28 protein-coding genes are annotated in these 25466 nt (G+C 59.2%); 14 read left to right on the top strand and 14 right to left on the bottom strand.

The annotated features are described in order from the left end of the window. Positions 1-90 precede the first annotated feature (90 nt). On the bottom strand, positions 91-3984 hold the full coding sequence (locus tag ACFWEM_RS25775) for an NACHT domain-containing protein (RefSeq protein ID WP_378538351.1): 3894 nt from the start codon (positions 3982-3984) through the stop codon (positions 91-93). Between the two features lie 1106 nt (positions 3985-5090). On the opposite strand from ACFWEM_RS25775, the gene ACFWEM_RS25770 reads away from it, so the two are divergent. The 14 genes from ACFWEM_RS25770 (at position 5091) to ACFWEM_RS25705 (ending at position 17568) form a co-directional block, all read left to right on the top strand. Then, entirely contained in the window at positions 5091-5888 is a 798-nt protein-coding gene (locus ACFWEM_RS25770; RefSeq protein ID WP_378538348.1) for a hypothetical protein, read from the top strand. Between the two features lie 5 nt (positions 5889-5893). Further along, entirely contained in the window at positions 5894-6958 is a 1065-nt protein-coding gene (locus ACFWEM_RS25765; RefSeq protein WP_378538345.1) for a hypothetical protein, read from the top strand. Continuing rightward, on the top strand, positions 6955-7677 hold the full coding sequence (locus ACFWEM_RS25760) for a VWA domain-containing protein (RefSeq protein ID WP_378538342.1): 723 nt from the start codon (positions 6955-6957) through the stop codon (positions 7675-7677). Before ACFWEM_RS25765 ends, ACFWEM_RS25760 begins: the two co-directional genes overlap by 4 nt. A gap of 138 nt (positions 7678-7815) precedes the next feature. Further along, complete coding sequence (locus ACFWEM_RS25755; protein ID WP_378538338.1) at positions 7816-8358, top strand: hypothetical protein; 543 nt, start codon at positions 7816-7818, stop codon at positions 8356-8358. Beyond that, positions 8355-8555 carry a hypothetical protein gene (locus ACFWEM_RS25750; RefSeq protein WP_378538335.1) on the top strand — a complete coding sequence of 67 codons (201 nt, stop codon included), beginning with the start codon at positions 8355-8357 and terminating at the stop codon, positions 8553-8555. Before ACFWEM_RS25755 ends, ACFWEM_RS25750 begins: the two co-directional genes overlap by 4 nt. Before the next feature lie 178 nt (positions 8556-8733). Beyond that, the gene (locus ACFWEM_RS25745; protein ID WP_378538333.1) at positions 8734-8955 is read left to right on the top strand and encodes a hypothetical protein; all 222 of its coding nucleotides are present in this window, start codon (positions 8734-8736) and stop codon (positions 8953-8955) included. Further along, on the top strand, positions 8948-11131 hold the full coding sequence (locus ACFWEM_RS25740; RefSeq protein ID WP_378538330.1) for a type IV secretory system conjugative DNA transfer family protein: 2184 nt from the start codon (positions 8948-8950) through the stop codon (positions 11129-11131). Before ACFWEM_RS25745 ends, ACFWEM_RS25740 begins: the two co-directional genes overlap by 8 nt. Before the next feature lie 368 nt (positions 11132-11499). Then, positions 11500-12261 carry a replication-relaxation family protein gene (locus tag ACFWEM_RS25735; RefSeq protein ID WP_378538327.1) on the top strand — a complete coding sequence of 254 codons (762 nt, stop codon included), beginning with the start codon at positions 11500-11502 and terminating at the stop codon, positions 12259-12261. After that, on the top strand, positions 12258-13328 hold the full coding sequence (locus ACFWEM_RS25730) for a DNA-methyltransferase (RefSeq protein WP_378538324.1): 1071 nt from the start codon (positions 12258-12260) through the stop codon (positions 13326-13328). Before ACFWEM_RS25735 ends, ACFWEM_RS25730 begins: the two co-directional genes overlap by 4 nt. A gap of 92 nt (positions 13329-13420) precedes the next feature. Further along, positions 13421-13771, top strand: coding sequence for a hypothetical protein (locus tag ACFWEM_RS25725; protein ID WP_378538321.1), 351 nt, complete (start codon positions 13421-13423; stop codon positions 13769-13771). A 129-nt stretch (positions 13772-13900) separates the two neighbouring features. Further along, positions 13901-14539, top strand: coding sequence for an antirestriction protein ArdA (locus tag ACFWEM_RS25720; protein WP_378538317.1), 639 nt, complete (start codon positions 13901-13903; stop codon positions 14537-14539). A 115-nt stretch (positions 14540-14654) separates the two neighbouring features. Next, a complete protein-coding gene (locus ACFWEM_RS25715; RefSeq protein ID WP_378538311.1) occupies positions 14655-15035 on the top strand; it encodes a helix-turn-helix domain-containing protein in 381 nt (126 codons plus the stop codon). A gap of 54 nt (positions 15036-15089) precedes the next feature. Further along, complete coding sequence (locus ACFWEM_RS25710) at positions 15090-15695, top strand: ImmA/IrrE family metallo-endopeptidase (protein WP_378538308.1); 606 nt, start codon at positions 15090-15092, stop codon at positions 15693-15695. 85 nt (positions 15696-15780) lie between these two features. Then, positions 15781-17568: a recombinase family protein gene (locus tag ACFWEM_RS25705; RefSeq protein WP_378538304.1), complete on the top strand. Its 1788-nt coding sequence runs from the start codon at positions 15781-15783 to the stop codon at positions 17566-17568. 1488 nt (positions 17569-19056) lie between these two features. Here ACFWEM_RS25705 and ACFWEM_RS25700 read toward each other — a convergent pair. The 13 genes from ACFWEM_RS25700 to ACFWEM_RS25640 form a co-directional block, all read right to left on the bottom strand. Beyond that, positions 19057-20172 (bottom strand): head maturation protease, ClpP-related, encoded by a 1116-nt coding sequence (locus ACFWEM_RS25700; protein WP_378538300.1) that lies wholly within the window; start codon positions 20170-20172, stop codon positions 19057-19059. Continuing rightward, positions 20169-20495 carry a hypothetical protein gene (locus tag ACFWEM_RS25695; protein ID WP_378538297.1) on the bottom strand — a complete coding sequence of 109 codons (327 nt, stop codon included), beginning with the start codon at positions 20493-20495 and terminating at the stop codon, positions 20169-20171. Before ACFWEM_RS25695 ends, ACFWEM_RS25700 begins: the two co-directional genes overlap by 4 nt. A gap of 11 nt (positions 20496-20506) precedes the next feature. Continuing rightward, positions 20507-21391, bottom strand: a complete 885-nt coding sequence (locus ACFWEM_RS25690; RefSeq protein WP_378538295.1) for a major capsid protein — start codon at positions 21389-21391, stop codon at positions 20507-20509. 16 nt (positions 21392-21407) lie between these two features. Then, positions 21408-21779 carry a DUF2190 family protein gene (locus tag ACFWEM_RS25685; RefSeq protein ID WP_378538292.1) on the bottom strand — a complete coding sequence of 124 codons (372 nt, stop codon included), beginning with the start codon at positions 21777-21779 and terminating at the stop codon, positions 21408-21410. Between the two features lie 35 nt (positions 21780-21814). After that, positions 21815-22201 (bottom strand): hypothetical protein, encoded by a 387-nt coding sequence (locus tag ACFWEM_RS25680; protein WP_378538290.1) that lies wholly within the window; start codon positions 22199-22201, stop codon positions 21815-21817. Beyond that, complete coding sequence (locus ACFWEM_RS25675; RefSeq protein WP_378538287.1) at positions 22194-22463, bottom strand: hypothetical protein; 270 nt, start codon at positions 22461-22463, stop codon at positions 22194-22196. The genes ACFWEM_RS25680 and ACFWEM_RS25675 overlap by 8 nt, the downstream gene beginning before the upstream one ends. 24 nt (positions 22464-22487) lie before the next feature. Beyond that, positions 22488-22613, bottom strand: a complete 126-nt coding sequence (locus ACFWEM_RS25670) for a hypothetical protein (RefSeq protein WP_378538285.1) — start codon at positions 22611-22613, stop codon at positions 22488-22490. 365 nt (positions 22614-22978) lie between these two features. Further along, positions 22979-23167: a hypothetical protein gene (locus tag ACFWEM_RS25665; protein ID WP_378538283.1), complete on the bottom strand. Its 189-nt coding sequence runs from the start codon at positions 23165-23167 to the stop codon at positions 22979-22981. Beyond that, positions 23164-23532: a WhiB family transcriptional regulator gene (locus tag ACFWEM_RS25660; protein WP_378538280.1), complete on the bottom strand. Its 369-nt coding sequence runs from the start codon at positions 23530-23532 to the stop codon at positions 23164-23166. Before ACFWEM_RS25660 ends, ACFWEM_RS25665 begins: the two co-directional genes overlap by 4 nt. A gap of 118 nt (positions 23533-23650) precedes the next feature. Further along, positions 23651-24346, bottom strand: a complete 696-nt coding sequence (locus ACFWEM_RS25655) for a helix-turn-helix domain-containing protein (RefSeq protein WP_378538549.1) — start codon at positions 24344-24346, stop codon at positions 23651-23653. A gap of 122 nt (positions 24347-24468) precedes the next feature. Continuing rightward, the gene (locus tag ACFWEM_RS25650) at positions 24469-24696 is read right to left on the bottom strand and encodes a helix-turn-helix domain-containing protein (RefSeq protein ID WP_378538276.1); all 228 of its coding nucleotides are present in this window, start codon (positions 24694-24696) and stop codon (positions 24469-24471) included. Between the two features lie 8 nt (positions 24697-24704). Continuing rightward, complete coding sequence (locus ACFWEM_RS25645; RefSeq protein ID WP_378538273.1) at positions 24705-25250, bottom strand: hypothetical protein; 546 nt, start codon at positions 25248-25250, stop codon at positions 24705-24707. Beyond that, entirely contained in the window at positions 25250-25450 is a 201-nt protein-coding gene (locus tag ACFWEM_RS25640; RefSeq protein WP_378538271.1) for a helix-turn-helix transcriptional regulator, read from the bottom strand. Before ACFWEM_RS25640 ends, ACFWEM_RS25645 begins: the two co-directional genes overlap by 1 nt. Positions 25451-25466 lie beyond the last annotated feature (16 nt).

The raw sequence follows: 25466 nt of genomic DNA, 5'->3' as shown, positions 1-25466 counted from the left end.
CGACGAAAAAAGCGCAAAAGAGTCGACTTCGAACGGGTGCGATACTATCAAACGCGACACCGGACCGAGATCCCAATATATCTGACCAGATCATTCGTCATGTACCCCCCGGAGCAGGAACTGCAGATGACCGCCAGGCGATTGGAAGTTCCTCTGCCGTCGCTGGGAATTTATTGCGCCTCTGGTTTGTGGGCCCAACGAAATTATGATGCTCTCATCCATCGATTCAACCAACGACCAATGAGACTTCGCCAATTTTTCAATAAACTCAGCGGCTATCGCGTCGGCAATACGCGGCAGGATAGCCAAATTTTCCACCACCTGCCGCTGCGTTGATGCAGTACAAATGGAATGCATCGCGTGTCCAAGCATGTTAGCGGCCGCTTTCTGTTGCTTCGGCTTATATACTGGATCCACAATGGAAATTGCAATAATTCGGAAAAGATCCCAAGCTTCCTCGACATACCCGGATTGAGCCAGCACCGCAATTGCGCGGTTCGCATCTCCAACTCGTTCGGGAGTAAATGGGACGGCCTTATTCCGATGCCATGGCGCTAGAGTTAACGTGGCAATTGTCGGCACGAGGCATGGATCGGGCTCCCCAAAAGCGAGTTGGAGGAGCCATGCACGTCGGATGCTGTCTACCTCGTCAGGCAGCATCGCAGGCTTCACCACTTTTGTCTCCACCGATCCAGGCAGTGGGTGTGAAGTCACTTGCATTCGAGCCGAACAGAATCCGATGACGGCGGCACGCCCGTCAGCGTTGTGTCGCGCCACATCTCCCAGAATGTCGACAAGCCGCGCCCGAGCTGTCGAGCGCGTAGTTTTGTTAATGGCAACGATAAGTTCGTTTGGTGTCGGCGTTGTAACCCCGACCTCAGTGAGAAGACCCCACAACCGAGCTCCACGCTCCTGTTGAGATTGATCCTCTGCCAGTGACTGCTTAATGATGTCGTTCAAGAGTTTTCGATGCACATGAAGCATCTCTATACCGGTTCCATTTTTCCTCATCGTTGCCACAACTTCCGATATAGTCGCAACGCGTCGGCGTCGACTGGCCAGAACCAAGAACACCCGCATCACTATCTCAGAATGCGAAATCACAGATTTTGCACCATCGATGAAAATATCTGCGTCTTCGTCTTCGAGTAATCCGGAATCGTCAAGAATCAAGTTGAGTGCGTCTCGCGCTGCTGGCACTTGGAGTGCAGCCGACCTTGGCGTCAAGATCAAAACTGCCCCACGCTTCAGCCACCGCGTCGGTTCGTTGATCCGCGCCTTCTGAACGATACTGACGAACACAGAGGCAGGGATTTCAGCCGATTGCAGACAACCTCGCGCAACATGACCCCAGTCCGGTACGTTCCGCTCACCTATTCCGACGCTGCTCAGGCGTCTGGCAAGGATCTCGACGATTGTCGAGCGAGCACGGCAATCGGCACTGAGGACAAGCGCCAAAGGTCCACGGGCAAGTTGATATGGCGAACGGGTACCTTCAAGTGCAAAAAGTCGACTGATTACCCAAGCTTCGTCGTTCAATGAAAGAGTCTCTGCCGCAAGCAATTCGCACACGGCCGAAATTTGAGCACCTGCTAGAATATCCGTGTCTCGAATCTCCAGGAGCCGACATGCTTCTTCTGCGAATGCACGCACGGTGGAGGCACGATAATCGTCCTCACATGCGACAGCCAGGTTCGCCGCGTAGATGTTACCGAGCCATCGGCGAACATTCCGAGAGTCGTCGTCTACGCCCGACCCACCACCGAGTATCTTTCCGATCTCGACAAGGAACCACGAGCTACCCAGCAGCCTCCAGCGCTCGCTCACGAAAAGTAGGTACGCCCGGACCCCAGACCTCCCTGAACCGATTTGCGTAATCGTTCGGAGACACTCAAGGATCGCGCGCCGGACGAAATCCGAATTGTGCGATACAAGAGGAATCAACAAGGGCAAAATCCCGTCATCGGACGAGACAAAGTGTGGGTTCGCAGCCAGGAGTCGCCGAATCGCTTCTTCGTTTCCAAGCTCACTAACGACTTCTTCTGGAAACCTGCGCGCCATGTGCGTCAATGCGCTTAGTGACGGCTGGTGAAGATGTTTGATATGCACTAAAGCGACCAATGACCGAATAGCGACAACTGGATCGTGTCGGCGATAAGCAATGACGTTGCGGCAGAAAGTCTTCAGAGCGGCTGCGTCTGCACGCAGGATATCGATGCCACTCGCCACAATCAGGTCTGGATTGCTGGCGAGAATTCGCACAGCAATATCCTTAATCGTATTCACATCTGATCCGAACAACGCAGCGATGGTTGGGCCGATTTCTACATGAGTCCCCGGGTCACGTGCGATCATTGTGGCAAGCTGTTCGAAGACAGCGCCCACGAAAAGGTCATTGGGGTGTTCGCTCAGGTAATGGGAAAGACGGATGAATTCACCTCTCGCGGACCGACCTTGCAGGGCGCGAGCAGCGATGAACTCAAAGACCGTTTGGTGGAAGAACCGCAGATAGTTGTCGAACTCTTGCAACACGTCGCGCATGATCAGTGAAGAGATGTCCCGCTCAGACTCTGTAACGCCTCTCGAAGTCCGATCTGTCTCAACGGCTCCGATACTTGCAGCGACCGCGCCTACGTGAAGAATGAGTTCTCCGTTAGCCAACATACGAATTGCGACACGACTGGCGGTGTCGCCTAGATCGCGATCACGTTCTGCAGGCTCGAAATGTGCTCGCCTGGAAGTGACAATACGCGCATCTCTCACAATCCTGCATTGCCAAAATCGCTCGTACAAGTCATTGATATCAACATCGAGCGTGGGGAAGTCCGGTGCCGAAAGCTCGAACAGCATTCGCAGTAGTAGCGGGCGACGATAGATCGGCGGTACGAGCATCCCGCGCGCCATCGCTGTTCGGAGCGTCGCCGCCGCATGGTTTGGATCCGAATCGGGCGCGTACTTCCTACATAGCACACGAGCCGCCTCGTCGACTTCGCGATCGGAGTAGTCCGTCAATTCAAAACCCTGGTACTTGTCCAACGGCAATGCATGCGCCTCACGCGGTCGTGACACGACGGCAACACGGTGACAATCGCTCCAAGATCTGACTATGTCTTGCAGCATGTCATATTCCTCCTCACTCCGAAGCAGTACATCAGCCGTGTCGATCAGAATTGTTAGTTGCGCTGGATGCAATGCAACGGTCGTTATTGCATCCGATGTCAACGAACCATGTCCATTTCGCCCAAGGAACCACGACGCAGAAATCAGCAAGCACTGACCGCCCTGCGCAAGCTGTGAGTAGATCGACGCTGCAAGACACGACTTCCCAGAGCCAGCCTCCCCGTAGATGAGAACGGGTTTTCCATAATCGACAGTCAACGCGCGCATGATCCCATTTTCTCGATCTCTACGAACGTAATTGGTGAGTTCCGAAGAAGTTTTACCAAGAGCCCCCGCCGAGATGATCTCCTGGCAATAACTCTCCGCGAGCCCAGCCAGCCGTTGCAGTGCTGGATCAGAATTTCGCCCAAACCACCAACTTGGAAAGAATACGATCAGCGCCCGCAGATATGTAGTCGCCAACCGTTCACGCCGTCCACCAGCAGTTGGTCGGTATATGTCGCGCGAGCGGTCTAGGATTGACGCCGCGTAATCGAACCGACGACCAATAGATTCGTCGTCATCCTCTTCTGTACGTAGTGCCAAACTAAATGAATGTGCTTCCTTTAACTCATCCACTGAGAGCGCGGAGCTGACATCCGAGTACCGATGTGTTGAACGGCTTGCCTTGTCTAAGCGATTTCGAACGTGTCGTACAAAACTGACGAAATCAGCTGGGTCGAGGCCGCCGTCCATGCCGATTGAAGTGCCCAGCACAGTCCTCACTGCCCAACATGATTTAGCCTTCGTCACATCGAAAACGCTCGCCTTCGGCGTAGCACTCAGGACACTCGAAAGTTGGGCGACTGCTTGTTCGTCAGACAATTCGAGTCCTCTTCCTGAAGTTCTGCCGGGTTGCCATTCTAGCAAGTCGCCAATAAGTTTAGCGACCGCCATTTGACTTCAGCATTATTCTTATGCTTGCAATTAGTTTGCAAACAATCATAATGTTACGCAGGGCGTGGCAGCCCAAACCACTAAGGAAAGAAAATGGGACCAACTTCACAGGTTTTATTGTATCGAGATCTTTCTCGGCAGGTAATAGAACTCCGCGATCGATTTTCTGCGTTTATGCGCGATTTTAATGGTGACGAAGACGACACATTCGACACCAGCTTTGAATTCCTCCACTTTGATGAATACTTCATCGCGTGGATAGAAAGTGATCTTAGAGTCAACCTTGACAATGACCTAGATCTTTCGCCTACGTGGAGTTACCACCACGCAACGCTTGCTCCATTCGTATTGATAATGGCCTGCTCGGAATATAGATCTTACCCGCATAGATACCAATCTTGGAAGCCAGCTCCAGGGAGCGTCACACGAACACACACACGCATGGATCTTCCACTCATCGAGCCCCATGTCCGAAACGCTCAGACGCCCGCAGAAGCCACCCGACTGGACGGTGCCAGGATCGAGATCCTGATGCACCGACTCTGGCGTAGCTGATCTGCACGTTTACCCTCAATCGCGCTGCCACGCACCTAGCCGCTCCCATGAGCGGCAACTTTTTTTGGGGACGTTTTCGGGACCACGACCTGGAGAATCGTAGTCCTGGAGGATACGTCTAGGGATTTTCGGGATGGATCCGGGATCGACGCGTTGAACCGATATTTATCACGTCGAGAACTATCACTACTTTCGCAATTGTCACCAATCCGAACAGCAATCATCACAGCTCACAACTGAGGAGACAGTCACGTGACCACACTGGCGCCAACCTGGTGGAAATTCACACTGACGGACAGCGATTCAATACAGATAGGCGGCGGACAGTGCGTCGCACCCAGCTATGCATCCGCGTACGCAATCGCAAAGACGCTCTCCGGAATTGCGGAAGTAACTGACTTGAAGCCGCTTCACAAAGATAACTTGGCTGCGCATGTTCTCCCATCCCACCCTCATTCGACTAGGAAGGAAGATCGCACATGAATTCAAATAGCACGGCGAAGGCTCTGATTGTGACGGCAGTACTCATGACCAGTAGCTGTTCACCCCTCCACACACCCACCCGCGATGACGGGGCTAAGGCAATCTTGGCGAAGTGCCCCTCGGGGCGAAGTGTCGATTCTCGCGCGTCGCTCGACATGTCAGCGAGCCGAATCCAACAGCCCCTTTCGGCTCCTGAGAGCGAGACGCTGCGTGCCACAGTCCGTCGCACCGTTATCTGCGGTGGGGTAGTCGAGATCTCCGCATTCTTCGGCTCAGTCGCCTCAACTGTGCCGCTCTATTCCGGCAAGCTGCAGCTCGACGGTGCCACCGACAACGTGCGTCTACGTCGTGAGCCCGAACTCACCGACGCTGTCATGGAGACGGTCGAAACGACCCTGACCCAGTTGCAGATTGAGCCAATCGACGGCTCGACAGGCGGTACCGACATCCTCGGCCAGCTCAGTCAATCTGCTGAATTCCAGAGACAACTCGATCCCGTCGACAACACGAGCAACCTGAGCGTCCTTCTCGTCACTGACGGCGAAGACAACGCCACGTTGCACTTCAGCGACCCGGCCCTATCTCGCGAGCAGGCCGTAGCAATGGCCGATGAAGTGGCCGTTCCGGATCTATCGGGTGCGACCGTGACCTTCATAGGCGTCGGCAAGACCAGCAACGGCGCTATTACAGAGACCACGTATGTCGATGCACTCAAGGCCGCGTGGACTCGGGTCTGCGAGCGCACCGGCGCCACCCAGTGCATCGTTGTCACTGATCCTGCGAACGGGCAGTGATCAGCATGGCGAACCTGAATCTGCGAAAGTCTGCGGGATTCAACCATCTTGCAAACGCCCGTTCGAATCGGCTCATCCCGGTCGACAATGCGACCGCCATACCTCGCCCGCCGACAATTGGCGACACGTACGGCGAACTGGCATGGGACGCCCAAAGTGTCGCACAGGAGCATCTGTTCAAATCAGAGGCCGAACGGATATCCCGCGTCGATTCAGCACGTCACAGCGCTCTCTCACCGTATGCCAACGAATCGGGCCATCTCATTGCTGAGAACCGAAGTGTCGTGTCCGAGGCGCGCAAGCGCTTCGTACTGACTGCGGCGGCGCTGTCACCATGGCGTCGACGGAAAGGGTCCGGTTGGGGCTACAGATTGCGGGCATGTGCACTATTCGTCGGTGAAGTAATGGGACCGGCGAACGCCGCGATCATCTTCGGCGACATCCCAGCGCTCGCGATTCTTCAGGCAGTTTCGGCCGGTACGGCAACGATAACGGCTGGGCTCACCGGCGCCGAGTTCAAACACCTCCACTTGTCAGCCGAACGGAAGCGGGAGAAACCCGAGGATGTTTCGGGCGATTTGGTGCCGTACCAACACTTGTTCGACGGTAGCGGTCTCAGGGCTCGTCGGTACGCCACAATTGCGCTGGCCAGCGGCTTGACGGTCGGGTTGCTCGTTGCCAGCGCGATTTTTAGCCTCCGGGCCGCTCTCGATGGGAGTGCCGCTGGCGTCGCGTTTGGATCACTCGCCCTCGCTGTCACAGTCGCATCATTCATCAACTCGTATTGCCACACAGACCCGGTCAGCGACCTCATCGACGAAGCGCACGGTCAGTATCGCAAGGAACTTCGCGCACACCGCCGACTAACTGCCCGCCCGTTGCTCCTGTTCGCTGGGCGCGCCAAAGAACGGTCACGGTCAATTACTGCGGAACAGCACCATCGTGGGGATGCCGCCAGTTCCCATCTCACCGCGCTGTCGTACGAATCGCTGACCGGCAGTCCCGATGTCGTCGGCCACGGTCCCGCCGCGCCTGCAATCGGTCGCCGAGTCCGGAAGGCAGACCAGTGAGCGACCACAAACTCCAGCGCGTCCGCCTTCTGGACCCACGCGTCATTGGCCACGAACTCTCCATCAGCACGACAACCGACCGAAACCAGCGCACCGCTACATTCGCACTCGGTGCGGCAGGTTCATGCCCCGACCGTCCATCTCTGACCATAATCATCGTCGACGACTCGGCAAGTATCACCGCTCAGTCCGGGCATGACCCGCTCGCACAGCGATATTCGGAGGCCAAGCGAGCCATAGACCACATCGGCAAGTCGTGTAACTGCCGCCACGAGTTCGTGGCGATCATCCACTTCGATCAGCCTTCCCCGCTCGATGTGCCGCCCCAACGGCTCCACCGGCGCGGCCGGCTGCGACTTCGCTCCGGGCTCCGTTCGACGGGGTCGCGCGGATCGAGTGATCTCACACCGGCACTCGACAAAGCTGAGCGTCTGGCAACACAGTTTCGAGCCTTCGACATTGGGATCGTCGTCATGACGGACTTTCTTCTGACGGACCGCGATCCACCCGGAGTCGTGGGTCGACTCATCTCCTTCAAGGGCCACGTTCATGCCGTCGCATTGAACGCAGACCCACCGCAGATCTTGAGAGATGCTCCTCACGTGAGCATCTCGACGATCACGCAGAATTCCGAGCCCGGCGCGACAGCTCGCGCAATTTTCGAATCCATGACGGCGAACCGCGCTATGTCCACCACTCATCAAGACCACGATCGTTAGCGGACCACCAAGCCGCCAGAATCCAGCGCACAGTTGGAGCGTCGTCCCATCGCGCTGACGCCACAGCAGCGCACACTTTCTTCGCCACTCAACGCTTCACCATTCAACCTTGCCATCTCACAGGAAGGTCTATTAAGTATGCCCATTCCAAAGGTGATTCCTCCGCTTCTCCGCATCCAGATTGATGAGGCTCGCGAAACTCTGAGTTCGTTCATCGATTTCCACGCAGAGCAGACGGCTGAGGCAATCGGGTTCCGCTTCGTCCCGACGCGGGATGCTCCCAACACGTACTCCGCGCTGTGCACGGCATTCGAGCGCAGCATCCAGACCAAGGAGCCGCTGCCCATTTCCAACCAGAACAGCGGCTCGGTGCTGTTCACCTCGCCAGAGGTGAACATCGCCCACCGCTTCGTCCACGATATTCACCACTGTCTTCTCGGGTTGAGCTTCGACCTCGTTGACGAGCTAGAACTGGCGATCTGGCACTTGGACCAGTTGGAGCGCAGCGGTTACGCTCCAAATTCTCTGCCGTGGAAGCTGTTCCACGCTGATCTCATCGGGCAAATACAGATCAACGCTCTCGCCAATCGATTTCCCGCGGATCAGCGATCGTTCGGCATCAACTGCGCCGTCATGGGTCTCGAACGCGGGGTTCTGCACGAACTGCGAAACCCGTCGTGACTGACTCCAACCCGAAGTCCTGGTTCGACCGAGCCATCAGCGGGTGCATAAGTATCCTCGTCGCAGCTATCGCTCTGTACTTCGCCGTCGCGCTCATCGAGGCGGTCTGGCCGTATCTCGTGGCTGCTGTCGCGGTCGCGTCTGTTGTGGTGGCAGCAATTCAGATCATCCGCGCACGCCGCGAAAATCGCTGGTAATTGGTCACCCCTACGTCTCGAATCAGTCCCGTCCAATCGGTGTTGTAATTTCGACAAACTCTATTGTTCGTTGAATACGTTCAACGTTAAATAGAAGACGCCGGGCGTTCAATCAATTCAACGACCTAAAGAATTCATTCGCACTATCAAAAACTCTAATTCACGGGAGGGCACAGCTATGTCACGAACCTATCGACACAATGACAAAGAAAAGAGAAAGACCGACTACCGAAAGGGCGGACGACCGCGAAAGGATCGCAACATCTCAGTGCGCGGCATTCACCGCGACACCCCGGATCTGCAGCGTCTCAGCCGCGCCGTCATAGCTTTGGCGCTGGCTGAGGCCGAACGCGAAGCCGCCAATGACGATTCCCGAGCGAAGGAGCTCCGAGATGACTAGCCCCTCAACAGCATTGCCCCTCGGCGCGTTGTTGTGGCAGGAGATCTTCTGGCCCGCGCCGCTGAGTCGAGATCCCGTTCTCGGTCTGCTCCGCAGCTGGGCATCTCAAGTCCATGCCCCTCAGATCATCGTCGAAGCTCGTGCCGACCGCCACGGCATTCAGTACCTTGTCGGCTCCCAGCTCCGTCATCATCAAGCGCTTCGCCGCGACATCGAACAGCTCGTCCCCGGCACCATCGTCACCAGCTACCCGGATGTCCGCGCCCCCATCACGACGGCAAGACGCCTGCAGCTCCACAATCAGGTCGCCCTCGCCACCGGGCACCCCGAGGCGTCGACCCGCGCCATTCTGTCTGCTTTCACCAGCGTTCGACGAACCGAGAAGCTCACGCTTCAGATTGTTCTCGGGCCGAGGCTCACGCCACGCTTTCCCACTGGCGAAATCGCGAAGATTGACCAATCCGTCACCTCTCGAGCGCTGACAGGTGTCCTACCTGAAAAACGCACTGCTGCAACGACAGAGGTTAAGCGGAAGCTAGGGCAACACGGCTTCGTCGCGACCCTCCGTATCGGTGTTCACGCCGATAGTCCCGAACGCAGGCGAATCCTACTGCTCGCCGCGACATCGGCAATATCGACAGTCACGGGGCCTGGCGTCCGTGCGACTTTCTCACCCGAAAAGGCAGTGCGTCTCAATTCGCCATCACCCCAGTGGTCGATGTGGACTCGTGGACAACGCCTTTCCATCGAGGAACTACCGATCCTCACCGGCTGGCCTGTCGCCGATGCCGCATCCACTCCATACCCCGGGCAACCACCAGCCCATCCAAAACAGCTCCGCCCTACAGCCGTTGCCGGCGAGGATGATCGGATCATTGGAGACACCACCGCGCCGGGCACCGACGGGCAACTTGGCATCAGCGAAAAGGATAGTCGGCAACATCTTTGGATTCTCGGGCCGACCGGAACAGGCAAGAGCAGCCTGCTTCAGTCCCTCATCGTGCAAGACCTGCAGGCTGGACGCCCCGCTGTCGTCATCGAACCGAAAGATCTCATCCACGAACTGCTCTCGACAATCCCGAAACACCGACGCGACGATATCGTCGTACTCGACCCGCTCGACGATGCACCAGTAGGCATCAATCCATTGCAGTCATACGGCCGCTCCCCGGAAGCCGTCGCCGACCATGTCTTCAGCGTTTTCCTTGCCATCCACGGCGACAGTCTCGGCCCGAGGTCTTCCGACATCCTGCGGAACAGCCTCCAAGCTCTCGCCACCCGTGACGACGCCAGCCTCGTCATGCTCCCGCTACTGCTGACAAACCCGGCCTTCCGCCGCAGAATCACACGCGACATCTCGAAAGCCGATCCCATTGCGGCCGGGCCGTTCTGGCAGTGGTTCGATCAGCTCTCCCCCGAGAGCGCCGCGCAAATCTGTGCACCGCTGCTCAACAAGATCAGACCACTCCTGTCGCCGCACCTACGAGGTGTGCTCGGACAACAGCAGCCGCGCTTCAACATCCGGCAGGTACTTCAGGAGAACAAGGTACTGCTCGTTCCACTGCAAAAGGGTGTCATCGGCCCAGAATCCGCCGAACTCCTCGGTGCGGTCGTTGTCGCCGAACTCTGGCAAGCGCTCCGGGAGCGCGGCGCGATTCCTCCGAAGGACCGCACCACCGTGAGCGTCTTCCTCGATGAGGCACAGGAATTCTTGAGACTCCCCACGGACCTCTCGGATGCACTCGCCATGTCCAGGTCGCTTGGCGGATCATTCCATCTCGCGCACCAATTCATCGACCAGCTGCCACCAGCGATGCGCACCGCCTTCGCCGCAAACGCGAGAAGCCGCATAGCCTTCCAACTCACCGCAGCAGACGCCAAAACGATGACGGCCGGACAATCCGATCTGACTCCCAGTGACTTCACCGGACTGCCCGTATTCAACATCTACGCCTCGCTCGTGAAAGACGGAGCCGTCCAGCCTTGGGCATCTGGTGTAACGCTGCCACCGCCGCGATCGACCAGCAATCCCGATTCAATCCGGCGACGCAGCCGCGAGCAGTTCGGCCGCCCCATCGCCGAAGTCGAGGCCGGCTTCCTAACGCTTCTCGACCAATCGTCAAGTGTCACCGACGGAACCATCGGCGGTACTCGCAGAAGGAGGACAACGCCATGAACGAGTCAGCACCCAATCGAGCCGCCCTGCCCCCTCCATCCGTCGCCCACCAGGAGCGGCCATCGAACCACCCCGACAACTCAATTCCATTTCATCCTCTACCAATCGATGTTGCCCCAGAAGTTCGTCCGACCGCCCGACCGACCGCACCCGGCATTGAATCCGCACCCGCCCTTGTCCACGCCCCAGATTCCGATTTACGGGCGGCGAATGATGGTGCCCATTCGGGCACCACAGTCCGTACGAATGACCGCTCACCACTCGATTCAGCGCCAAAGCACCCGACACACACTGCACCCCAGCGAATCTCCCAAAAGCAGCTCCTTCGCCTAGTTGGTCGCCTCAGCGATCGTGACTGGCAGATCATCATGAGCATCGAACAATTCCGATTCCTCGCGGCGTCCCATATCCAAGCCCTTCACTTCCCTGACCACTCCACCAAACCCGCCGCAGCACGTGCCGCACGCCGGGCCCTCACCCGACTGGCTCAGTGGAGGGTGATCGGCACGTTGCCCCGTGACATCGGTGGAATGCGCTCAGGGAGCACCGGAAACGTCTACTACATCGACGAGGTGGGTGACCGCCTCCGGCGGCAACAGGACCCCGACCGTCCACGCCGGCGCTACCAAGAACCGTCTACTCGATTCCTCTCACACACCCTCGCTATCGCAGACACCGTCACGACCCTCGTCCGCGCGACCAGTTCACAGGGGCCGTCATTGGTTCGCTACGAACTTGAACCAGCCGCCTGGCGGCGTTACCGAAACTTCAGCGGCGGATCGGTCGTCCTAAAGCCAGATATCTACCTTGAGTCCGCGGTGAGCCCGGAGCACGACGACGTAGCAGCGTTCTTCCTCGAGATCGATCTCGGTGGCGAGAGTCTGACCACCCTGCTTCGCAAATGCCTTGCCTACGAGCAGTACCGGCGAAGCGGAATCGAGCAGGATCAGTACGGAGCATTCCCCTATGTCATCTGGACGATGAGCGCACGAACGCCAGAAATCGCAACTCGCCGCCAAGAAGCACTTGCCAAGGCGATCTCACGCAACCCGCAGCTCCCCGACGAACTCTTCATCATCACCACCCCGGCCGAACTGCCGACCCTCATCATGAAAGGAGGTACCCCATGAACCAACCCACAACAACAGCGCTACTCCCCCATCCGAGCCCTCCGCCACCTCGGCTGGCGGCCCCACTGCCCGGCTCGATACTTATCGGAGACGCGGCTACTAAACTCGCCTCCGTCGCGGACGCCAGTATCGATATGACGCTCACCTCTCCGCCCTACTTCCGGCTTCGTGACTATGAGAACGAAGGCCAGCTCGGACTCGAATCCCACGTCGACGACTGGGTTCACGCACTTCTGCCCACAATGCGTCAGATCGCCCGCGTCCTCGTCCCAACCGGCACCCTCTGGCTCAATCTCGGAGATACCTACGCCACGAACCCGTCCCACGGAGCACCAACCAAGAGCCTTGTCCTCGCCCCGGAACGCCTGGCACTCACCCTCATCAAGGAGGGTTGGATTCTGCGGAACAAGATCGTCTGGGCCAAAAGAAACCCCATGCCCACCAGCGTGCGGGATCGGCTCGCGTGCACCTACGAAGTGGTCTACGTCTTCGCCCGTCACCCTCGCTATCACTTCGATCTCGATTCGATCCGCGAACCCCACCGCAGTCATCCGCCGAAATCCTCCGGGCCTCCCAGTCGCAGACCACCAGGTCACCGCGAGTCCTGGCGCGGCTCGAACTCCGGCAGTGTCAACGGTCTTCACGCCGTCAAAAGAGATGGCCGAGTCGGACATCCTCTGGGTAAGAACCCAGGCGATGTCTGGCCGATCGCAACGAGCCGAGGACACGGTGCACACCACGCGGCCTATCCACTCGAACTCGCCCGCCGTGCGATCCAGGCCGGTTGCCCTGAAAAGCGCTGTAGTGGATGCCAGCTTCCCTGGACACGTCCAATAGTTCGCGTACTCGGGCACAAAGCAGTTCGACAAAGTCTGCAACCGACGTGCGACTGCCAACTCCCCGGTGAGCCCGGCATCGTGCTCGATCCATTTCTCGGGTCCGGCACCACCGCGGTTGCAGCTGAGAGCCTGGGGCGCAGATGGATGGGATGTGAACTCAATCCGACCTTCGTAGCGGACGCCCGAAGCCGAATCACCGAGGCACGCCAAAAGGACTCCGCCGCATAACCCCCTGCACCCGACAACCTCGTCGGTCATCTGTGGCCGGTTTCCGAACGTCAATCGACGTTCGCCGGTCACACCACACCGAGGAGGTTGCCATGACGGCACCTGAGGACGGCACCAACCGCCCAACCACCACCAACGGAAACGGCGCGGTCAAAACCCTCGCCATCCGATTGGAACCCGATGTCCACGCGCAGCTGAGCCTCATCGCTCAGCTACGCGGCTCCACGATCACCGATGAGATCAAGAACGCGCTGGCAGCCCATATGGAGGCAGCCAAGCACGCCGACGATCTCATGGCCCGCGCTGACGAAGCGCTCGCCGACATCGAACGTGACGCCGCAGCACGCAGGGACGCGCTCTCAACGCTGTTCGCCACCCCGGAGAGCACCAAACCGCGCCCCCGCACCGCCCGAAAGGACACGGGCTCAAGCCCTGGCACCTGACCAGGCAACGGTGTGCCAGCAGACGGCAGTTCGAACCACTTCTCAGCTGAGGAAGGTTCGCTGCCGCTGCTGGCCCACCAGCAACACCCTCACCCCAATCAACTCACGAAACGAAGGGAGGACACAACGATGAACAACGACAAACAGCCGGATACAACACCTTTCGACCCGAAAGAACCAGAACTGCCCCGTTCGACTGAGCACTCCACCACCCACGAAATCGCACCCGAAGATCTGCCCAGGATCTACGTCGCATCACTCAGCGACTACAACAACGGCCATCTCCACGGCACCTGGCTCGATGCCACCAATAGCCCTGAGGATCTTCAGGCAGCGATCGGCGCCATGCTGGCCAAATCCAGGCAACCAGATGCGGAGGAGTTCGCAATCCACGATTTCGACGGATTCGGCGGCCTGCAACTATCTGAGTACGAATCGCTTGAACGCGTGAGTCGCTTGGCACAAGGCATCGCCGAGTACGGTCATGCCTTTGCCGCATGGGCCGACTTACACATCGACGACGATTCTCAGTGGGACCACTTCGAAGAAGTCTACTTCGGCTGCTACGACTCACTCCATGCCTACGCCGAACAGCTTGCCGACGACCTCGGCTACACGAAACTACTCAACGACACGATCCCTGAGTATCTGAAGCCCTACACAAGGTTCGACACGGAGCAATTCGGTCGCGGTATCCACGACAGTGGCGATATTTCGATCTCAAACGCACCGCACGGCGGAATTTGGATATTCGACGGACGGATGTAGCGAAACCTTACCGGGATCGCGCAATGGACGGCAGCAATAAGTGTTGTAGAAATAACCAACCCATTGAACGAATTGAACGAAAGAATTAGAATAGGAATGAAAAGGAACCCTATTCATGAATCAAGAGCAATCCCAAAAACTCGCTCGAATGCTGCGCTCACGCCGAGAAGAACTTGGCCTGTCCGCCAGCCAACTGGCCCGGCAGGCCAATGTCGCTGTAGGAACCGTGACCCGCATTGAACTCGCGCAGATCCCTGCACCGAAGGTCGAAAGCCTTCGCTCAATCGCGGATGCACTCGACATACCGATCACCGACCTTCTCGCGACAGCGGCACTCCTTCGCGGCGATGAATTGCCAACAATGCCGGTCTATCTCAAATTGAAGTACCGCGACATGTCACCCGAGACCGTCGCAGAAATCAACCGCTACGTCGAGAGCATCACGTCCCGACACGAGCATGCAGCCACCGGACCAACTGGCCGCGAGGACGAATAGAGCACCACCACAAACACTTTCAAAAAAACTATCCGCGGGAAGGAGGACCACCGCATGCCCCACAGCCCTGACTCCACAGTTCACCACAGCATTCTGACCAAACTTCGCGCACTCGTCCCCCACCGGCACCTGTCAATCGAAGAGGCACTGCGAATCGCCGAACTCCAAGCAACTCACTTGCTGGCCCTGCAACACATCGACGAAGCACCTGTGCCGTCTGAGGTCATTACAGAATTGCCGAAGCTGCGAGTCGAGTACGCCAACACCCCTGTGTCTGGAGCGTGCTTCTGGGACGGCGACGACTGGGTCATCGAGCTCAACCCCCGGCAGACACACACGAGGCGACGCTTCATACTTGCCCACGAGTACAAACACATCATCGATCATGGCCTCGCGGGATTCCTGTACCCACCCCAAATCTGTAGCCACGGACTCGATCACGCCGAGTACGCGGCCGACTACTTCGCCGGCTGCCTGCTCGTCCCTAAAACACAGCTCAAACGAGCGTTCGCACACGGAATTCAGAACCTTCACGACCTTGCCCGTCATTTCGACGTGACAGAACGCGCCATCGCGACTCGCCTGAAACAAACCGGCCTTAGCGATCCAACCCCGCGGTGCATGGACCGGCATCACCAACATCAACGGTTCACGCGCTAGCAAACAACACCCGCGCATAGCAACGTCCGCTCGTGCAGTTCACCTCATGCGGTCGTCAACCATAAAATAGGAAGGAGCTTCAAGAATGAGAAATCGTATATCCCAGTACCAGCCTTCGAAGACAACGCGGTTCGAGAACCTTGAAGATTTCAAGAAAGCGGTCCTTTATCTGAGAGTTTCGTCTAAGAAGCAAATGTACACAGCGGTCGACATCGACGCGGATGGAAACTCTATAGCGACACAACGAGAGACGACAATCGAAAAGGCTCGGGAGAAGAACGCGACAATTGTGCGCGAGTTCATCGAACCAGGCGCCTCGGCAAAGACGATCGAGAAGCGTCCGGTTTTCAAAGAATTGTTGCAGTACTTGGTGGAAAACAAGGATATCGACTACGTGATCGTCTATATGCGCTCACGTGCGTTCCGCAACCACTTCGACGCAGCAATCGTCGGGCGTCAACTGGAAGCACTGGGCGTCAGGCTCCTCTCTGTGAAGGAAGACTTCGGAGAGGGGCCGCACGCTGTCGCGATGGAGGGATTCACCGACATCATGAACGGCTTGCAGAACACGCTCAGCGGGCTCGATATACAGACGAAGTTGCGACACAAGGCAGTCAACGGCGGCACTATCGGGCGGGCAAGGCTCGGATATCTCAACGCACGAGTCGAACATGAGGGCCGGATGATCAACACCATCACGACCGACCCCAAGCGGGCTCCCCTTATTCGCAAGGCCTGGGAAATGTACGCGACGGGCGACTATTCGATCGATCGTCTCGCCGCGACGATGGCCGACTATGGGCTCACTTCACGCCCGTCACCTCGTTGGCCGACCGAACAGCCCGTCTCAGACACGAAACTCCATCAGATGCTTCGAGATCCCTACTACGCAGGTTGGCTCGTCTACAAAGGTGAAATCTACCCAGGTCGACACGAGGGAATAGTCGATCAGCAACTCTTCGACCGTGTCCAGGACGTTCTCGATGCCCGAAGCCGACACGGTCAACGGGATCGGATCCACACTCACTACCTCAAGGGACTTCTATACTGCGCGCGCTGCGCCGACGATGGCCGCATCTCGCGCATGATCTACACAGAGGCCAAGGGCCGGAATGGCACCACGTACCCCTACTTCCTCTGTCGTTCAAGACAGGACAAAATCTGTGATCTCCCGCATCTCAACGCCAATGACGTCGAGAACTCGATCGTTGCGAACTACAAGCTTCTCCAGCTACCCGATGGGTTTGCATCAGACATCGAAGACCGCCTCAACGAAACGATGCGTGACGAACAAAGGAGCGTCCACGACCTTCACGCGGCTTTGACCCGGAAGCTGAAGGATCTCCGAGTGAAAGAGGAACGACTCATCGATCTTGCCGCTGACGGTGAAATACCGCAGGCAAGGATTCGCGCGCGACTCCACAACCTAGAACGCGAACGACAGGCCGCACAGCTAGGTCTGAGCCAGACGACAAGCCAACTCGATATTGGGGTTCAACTCGTGCGGAGCGCGATCCTCCTCACGCAGAATCCCCAAAGCCTGTACGAACAAGTCCCGAACTCCGTTCGAAGGCAACTGAATCAGACATTCTATGAACGCATCGAAGTAGATGACCTCGGCACCGTGCGCCCAACCCTTACCCCGCTCTTCAACGACCTTCACGGCGGCGCACGAGCGCGAAACGATGCGATCAGCAACCCAGACCCACCGATAAGTTCGACATACGAAAAACGCTCCCACCAAGTGGAAGCGTTCCCTTCGTCAACCTCGACAGGCCTGCTCACGATCGCCGATCTTTTTTCTGTCGGTGTTTCGAGTAGGACTGTCATGGTGGGGCGGGCGGGGCTCGAACCCGCGACCAATGGATTCTAGATTCTCAACTTCCGAAGAATCCCATCTGTTCCGATAATTACTTGCACTGCATCATCTTTCAGTTAGATTTGAACTCATCACCGACCCGATAAATCTCGTCGATTCTCACTCATAAACCATGAATAAACGATGGATTCAGACCCTCGCGCTCTGCGATGGCACGTTCAAGATGAACGTCACTTCCGCCGGCGTCCATCAGACGGGTACTCAGATCTGAGTATCCGCGCCAAAGGGTACTCACTGAGCGCGTACCCATTTTCGCGCCGCTGCGAAGATGGGTGGGGCTAGCTCCCACCCCCATTTTGTGGGATCCCACAAAATTCGATCCATGGGTGTCCCGTGTGTGTACACCCATGGGAGTTCTCACGGTTGGCCGTGACAACTTTAGGCGCACGCCGAAAGTTTTCAGGGGATCCCCTGAGAAGGTCAGAAACTTTACGGGATCCCGTAAAACGCTTCCCTGCGCCGGGAAGCGATGGGGATTTCGCGGACACGCACAAAAAGGGTGTCAGTACTACTGACACCCTTCGAGCTGACGTTTGTCAACTGGACGCGGCCCGTGGTGTCACGTGTGGTCATTTTGACCATGGCTGACCAAGCTGATTGGCGTTGAACGCCGATCAGCTTCCGCCGGCCGGATGGTCAGGGTCTGCGATGGCACGGTGTCCAGTTTTGACACCGTGGTCGGAAGAACACGTTAAACACACTCTTCCTGTTGACGGCACCGAGCTGGTGTGTGTCTGGCTCACACCAGCTCGGCCGTATCGCGTTTAAAACGCGGGAGGGTGAAGGGTCGCTTTTCAAACGCGACCCTTGGCCGGACGGTGACCTGGGGTCAGTAGTACTTACATCAGGTGCGCCGTTTTCGTGTACATGTACACCCCCTACGGCTCGGGGGGAGATTGGACGGAACCGGTGGAGTGTCCGTGAGGTGGGGGGTCCGGATTTTATGGCGGCTCGCTCCGCAACTGTGTCGAATTTCGACACGGTTGCCCATCGGGAGAGAGACGATTTCCACCTCGATTCCGAGGTTTATGCATCGGCCGGCGGATGGTTATGCACGGCTCGGTGCATGGTCATGCAGTCCCGCTGAAATATTCAGCCACCCGGGGAGAGAAAGCCACAACTGGCACCGAGGGAGTTGTCAGGTACCCCCACCTCAGCAATGATTTAGGGGGCATAACCGCAGGTCAGAGGCTTATCTGATGTCCGTTCGAGCACCGAATCGGGTTCATGCAGGTCAGCGGCCCGCGGGGTCGTGCATAACCATGCAATCGGTCATTCATCGTCGTGCATGGTTCATGCATGAACAGCAGAACACCCCAGCCCGTGTGAGCTGGGGTGTTCATCCGTGGCGCTGGTCGAGTCTCTGCGGGCAAAGGAGGCGGCGCACTCACAAGGGTGCAGCGCTTGGTCTCCCGCTCGTCGGCCATCGATCCCCTGCGCAACCGTGGACAGTTGCCGGGGTGACGTTGACGCCAGGCCTGGTCAGCGGAACCAGTCAGCGCGTTCGACGAGTCCGTCGTCGGCGCCGATACCGTGCCCAATCTCTTCGAGCGGCACCGCGAAGTTGTCAGGCAGCTTCGCGAGGGTGTCGGCCATTGCGGGGTCAGCTTCGATGACGTTGATCCAGTGTTGCTTGCGGGCGGTGGTGATCGCGCCGCGCTGCAGTGCCTTGGATACCTTGTCGGTCACATCACGCTGGCGGGCTTCGGCTGCGAGGATGCGGCCCTGCTGGGCGTCGGCGCGGAGCTGGGCCATCTCGGCCGAGTTCTGCGCGCCGGGCGTCGGTGCGGGCTCACCCTCGGGCTCGGTGGCGAGTTCCTCGATCGCGGCCACGATGGCGTCACCATCGGCATCGGCGTCGAGTCCGAGTGCCTCGGTTGCTGCGGTGAGCTGTTCGTCGGTCAGGGTCAGTGCCATGGGTCTAGCTCCTGTTCGTGTGGTGCGAGCTGCGGGGCGGGTGCGCCGCGTGGTGGGTGCGGGCGCTGCGCGTCGGCCCGCATAGTTGAAGACGGTCAGGTCGAAGTTGTTCGCCTTCGACTCGCTGGCAGGTCCGTCGATGCGGTCCGCCAGTCCGGCGTCCACTGCCTCCTGTGCGGAGTACCAGGTTTCGGCGAGCATCGCCTCACGCCACTGTTCGGTGGTGCCGCCGGTCCGCTCGGCGTAGATGGAGGCGATGTTGTCCCCGATGCGCTCGAGCTGCTGGGCGAGCTCGCGGTGCTCGGTTGCACTGCCACCCCCGAACGCGGACGGGTCGTGAATCATCATCTCCGCGTTGCGCCGCATGACGATCTCGTCGCCGGCCATGGCAATGAAGCTGGCGGCACTGGCGGCGAGTCCGTCGACGACGGTGGTGATCGTGGCAGGGTGTGAGCGAAGCGCGTTCAGGATCGCGATGCCTTCGAACACGTCGCCGCCGGGTGAGTTGACTCGGATGGTAATCGCCTGTGAGTCAACGGCTTTGAGGTCGCGGACGAAATCGGAGGCGGTCACTCCCCAAAATCCGATCTCGTCGTAGATCAGGATCTCGGTCGCGCCCTCGGTGCTGTTCTGGATCCGATACCATTCGCGCCGCTCGGCGCTGCGGGCTTTGCCGCTCACCCGAGTGCCTTGATCAGGTCCGGCTTGTTAGCTGCCTCCGCTTCGTCGCGGTCGTAGCCCTTGGCAACTGCGTACTCGACCCACGCTGCTTTCGGTGCGGTGTTCATCGGCGGGCGTAGCGGTGCCGGGTCGGCGGGTGCAGGCTCGTCGGCGGCAGGGGTGGGCAGCGGCTCGGGTTCCGGCGTCGTCGGCCCAGCGGCGAACGCACCGAACCGCGTGTACTCGTCCACCACGTCGTCGGGAATGTCCACCACGTCACCGTGGTAGGCGATGCGGTGGTCGCCGTTCTCACGCCAGGTGAACAGGGCGTGAGCGATGGTCACGGTCGCCATGGTCAGCCCGCCAGTCCGGTGATCTTCTTGACCGCGTAGGGCTTCTCGACTGCGAACGCGGGCACGGCGTATGCCTGGACCCACTTGCTGCGGGTGCTGCGGTCGTCGAACGCCTCCACGGTGAGCGGTGTCTCGAATCCGACGACACCGGCCGCGCCCTTCTGCACGGCGTACGCGACGCCCGGATCGACGCGCGAGCTGGCGAACTTCGTCAGCCCGGCGGAGGTGAGCATGTCGGCCAGCTTGTCGCCGTACGCCACGTTCAGCGCGTGCTCCTGGTTCGGGTGCAGTACCAACAGGTCGTGCACGACGCCCAACTCCTGCAGCTTCGATGCGAGCTGCGCGGCCGAGAGGTCAGCGGACGGGCGCAACGCGTTCGGCGTCAGGTCCGCTTCGGGGCCCACGGTGATGACGTTGCTCCAGTTGTGCCCGACGAGGGTGTTCTCGGCACCGATGTACGCCTCGACCGCTTCGAGCGCCTTGGTGTTGAGCTTGCGCACGATCGTGTTGCTCAGCTGTGTGGTCTGGGTGTCGATGTACGAGACGTCGTTTCGGGTGACCTGCTCGTCGAGGATCTGGAACTTGCCACCGAAGTCTTCGACGGCTGCGAGCTTGGGCTCGGGCTGGACGCCTTCGACGACGGCGTACTCGGCGCCGGGGGTGCGCTTCTCGACGTCGTTGGCGGTGTAGAAATCAGAGGCTTTGATGACGGAGAACAGGATTCCCCCGCCCTCGACCGGAGTTCCGGCAGCGGTGAAGAACTTGTCGAAGACGAGCTGTGGGTCAGCGAGCTCGGCAATGCGCGAGCGCAGGATCGTCGGGTTCTTCAGGGCGACGTCGACAGTGAGTCGGCGGCCGTTGAGTTCGGGGATCAGTGAGTTTGCCATGGTGTGTGAGTCCTGTTCAGTAGAGGGAGATCTGAGCGTCGGCACCCGACGCGGCGGCGGTGACAGCGACGCCGACGGCCTTGCCCGCCGCGAGGGTGATCGCCTTGCCGTCCGCGCCGACCTCGACCTCGGCGAACGCTGAGATGGCGGCACCTGCGGTGACTTTGACGATGCGGGCGTTGCCGCGTGCGAGTCCGACGAGATCGCCGGATGCGGCGTCATGCTTGGCGACTCCGAAGACTCGGCCGGCTGCGGCGGCATGGGCGACGGCGATGTTGGAATCGACCCGGTTGCCGGTGATGCGGACGAAGCGCTTGGCGGTCACGTCGGCGGTGGCATTGGCGGTGATGTCCGCGCCGGGTGAGTAGACGTCGATGTTGTGGGACATGGGGTTAGTGCTCCTGTTCGGATGCGATGCGAGAATCAGGGCCGTTCGCGTCGTTGGCGCACGGACTCTGCGGTGACCAGCCATCGGCCACCGACGAGTTGCCCGTCGAGACGCCCACGCTTGGCGAGGTCTCGCACGTTCGCTGCGGAGCATTCGAGGATCGCGCCCGCTTCGGTGGTGGAGATGAGGTCATGACGCAATCGTGACTCTCCGGTGGCTGCGTCTTCGGGAATGCTTGCGCTGGAAGCAGTTTTACTGACGCCTACGGCAGTGAGTAGTTGTGATCGGAGTCGGATCACCTTCGGTCCGGCTTTCGACCCGACCTGGCGGAGCACGTGAGTGAACATCACCAGCGCGTCCGCCAGATCGCGCGCGTCCTCGTCGGAGAGGACCACGCCGTCGATGCGGCGAATCTCAGTCACGGTTGTTCGCTTCTTCGTCGACCTCGGCGTATGCCATCTCGAGTAGCCGCTCGTGAATCTCGGGCGACTTCGCGAACAGGTCCGGGAACAGGTCGAGGGTGAGATTCAGCAGCGCCATGATCAGAAACGGATCACGCTTGAGGTCACCGGATTCCATGAGGACTTGCTTCATTCCGGCGTCGTTGTCGTCGAGCCAATGCAGCATCAGTCCGGCCGCTCGGCGGGCGTCGGCGAAGGGTTGGCGTTCGATCGGTTCGGGCATGTGGTGGCCTCCTTCTCGGCAGCTCTAGCGATGCTTCGGGCAGCGGTGGGTGTGGTGTCGGGTCAGCTCGGCGCACTTGGGCTGTGTGCAGCGGCGGACGGCAGCCTTGGGGCGTTTGCGGCCTACGACGACGATGTAGTCGGTGCTCATGGTGTGGTGCCTTTCAGAGTGAGGGTGTTCGGTGTCGTTTCGGGTAGATTCGTGCAGGTGGTCGGCTTTTTGCACGCAGCGTTTCGGACCCCTGTAAAAAAAGTTCCAGACTACCGAGGCCAGTCAGGAGGCCCCCACCCCCTGAATAATTTCGGGGGGAGGGTCAGCCAGTGCGTCAGCGATGGTGTCCGCGAGCTGATACGCCTGCTGCGGGGTCAGATGGTGTCCGAGGATGCGCAAGGTCCCCCGATGCCATGTCGCGGTCACTGCGGGCCGATGAGACGGGCACAGTCCACTTCGTGCGCGGGTCTCCCGGCCGCACTCGGGATTTGAGCACTGCCGAAGGGCGCGCTGGACGATCACGGTCAGAGATTCTTCTGAGCTTCAAGAACAACGATCGTGGCCTCGAGCACCACGATCTCGCCGTTCATCTCGTCGAGGATTTCTTGGGCCTCGGCCATGGACAACTCAGTCCATCGTTTACCGCGACGTGCCATCGTGGACTCGTTCACTCGGCGGTAGTCATCGAGGCTGAGATTTGTCGGGATCTTCACGCTGTGTCCTTCGTTCGTGTGGTGGGGTCCTGTAGGCGTCCGTTCCAGATGCCCGAGGCGTCGTGATCTGTTGCTGCGACGGTGCACTCGGCGCGCACCGGGCAGCGGAGGCAGATCGTCTTTGCGCGGTGGTGCCTGTACTCGCGTTGTTCGACGCTCTCGTCGTCGAGGTAGTCGTCGAACAGTGGTGCCATGCCGGCGCATGCAGCGCCGGTGAGTCGTTCGTCGACGAGTGAGTCGATTGCGGGTATCGGTGCGGGCGCGTATTTCGATCCTCGCGGCTTTTTGTCGGCTTCCGGGGTCATCGGACGCCGAAGTCGTTTGTCTTGAGCGTGTGGCGCAGGTGGGGCTTGCACGTCAGGCACGGGATCATGTGCCCTTCCGAATCCGTGCCGAGCCAACCGTTTCGACAATCGGGGTTGTGGGCAACCGATGGCGTTACGCCAGTGGTTGGATCGGCGTCGTCGCCGTAGCGGTCTTTCATCAACCTGCCTTTCGTTTCGCGGCGAGCGCTGCGTCTACGAGTGCCTTGCCTCGCCTCGCTGTGTTGATGCGATCGGGGTTGTGGTCACAGACGACCGTCCCGAAGTAGCCGGTGCCATTGCAGAGCTGACACTGTGATGCCGATGCGGTGGGCGCGGAGCGGCCCGCATTCGTGACTTCGACGGGGAGATCATCTTTCGGTTTTTCGGTGACCGCCGAATTACTCGCGCTCGCGTTACTTAGGTGAGAAAAAGACTCTGACCTATTCATGGGTTGATCTATGACCTGATGGGGAGGTAGTGAGTACCCCCCTTCGTGGTACTCAGTGCCCCCCTTGTCGGTACTGAGTACCCCCCTTGTTTCAGAGGGAAGGGTGGTAGTGGGTACCGCCCTTGGCTGGTTCGAAGGGGGGTAGTCAGTACCCCCCTTGGCGGTGTCAGGAGATGACAACTTCCAGACATTCGCACGCCCCTTGCCGTTCTGATTTCCGCCAGGGGCGACGAGCCGAATCCACCCCTTCTCAAGAAGCGAGGGGATCAGCGTGCGAGTCATACCTCTGGTGTCGACCGAAGCGGCCTTGGCCAAGGTCTCGTTACTCGGGTACGCCTCGCCCGAAACCGCGTCCGCATAGGTGCACAGATTCACAAGGACGCGGTACTCCGCGTGTGTGAGGTCGGCACCCCTGAGGCTGCGCATCCATGCGAACTTGTCCATGTTTGTTGACTAGTCCTCTGCGTCGAATCGTCGGTAGTCGGTGATCAGCCAAACGATCGACTGACCGACCAGGAGCGCAGCCAAGAGGCCTTCGGTGATCGTCACTAGACGGCCCTGCCCATCTCGGCTTCCCAGTCCGCCAACAGATCCCGTATCGAGACCTCGAGAACGATCGCAATTCTCACGAGTTCGTCACACTTGAAAGGCACCCTGCCGGATGTTCGTCGGCTCATCGACGACGCGGACAGGTCGATCATTCGGCCGGTCTCAGCAACCGTCATGCCCGACAGTGCGATTGCGGCCTTGACGGTTCGCCCCAGCGTCGTGCTCATCGTCGTACTCAACGGACGCTCGACTCATCGGAGATGCCGCGTGCGACGTCTACAGCGAGCAGTAGCGCGTGCGCTAGGCGGGCAGCCTCGTCGAGCGCGAGTGTGGTCGTGGCAACCTTCGGATCGGTCCCGGTAGCCATCTTGACGAGATGAATCATCGGCTCGACCTGCGTCCGCATCTGCCGAATCGTGACCTCGGCGCGGGCGTGGCAGATCACTGCGTTGCCGTCGAGGTCGATATCCCTGCGCCCTGCCTCGTCACCAAGGACGACGGGCAGCACCTTGGACACCCATGTCAGTCGACCGGAGCGGACGCCTACCAGGGTCGCGGCCGGATCAGCCCACGTTGGCGCGGTGTCGCAGTCGGCTGTCAGCTCGGCAACGGTCGTGCGAGGCATCGACGCGCCGTGTGCGATGGCCTGGGCGTCCCACTGGGCGGTGCTGTTCTGTACCATCGGATTTGAATCCTTTTCCTTCGTAGTGGTGGGGCGGGTTTCATTGCCCTCGTTGCCCTGGTCGGCAGCGAGGGCGTTTTTCGTGATGGGTGCGGTCATTAGGCAGCGTCCGGAGAATCCGAGAACTGGGCATCTTCCCAGGCCACAAGGTCAGTCAGTTTGTAGCGGGCGAACTTGCCGATTTTCGCGAAGCGCGGACCCTTACCCAGGCTTGACCACTGCGCCAGTGTCTTGACTGGCAGCTTCAATCGGTCGGCTACCTCTTGACGAGACAGCCAGTAATCCTCGGATGTATGCACTGGAACCCTCCACTGT

Origin of the sequence: Rhodococcus sp. NPDC060176, from assembly GCF_042728675.1 — a bacterium.
Lineage (GTDB): Bacteria > Actinomycetota > Actinomycetes > Mycobacteriales > Mycobacteriaceae > Rhodococcus_F.
The sequence above is the reverse complement of the archived record's forward strand: the minus strand, read 5'-3'. Positions and strand labels throughout refer to the sequence as shown.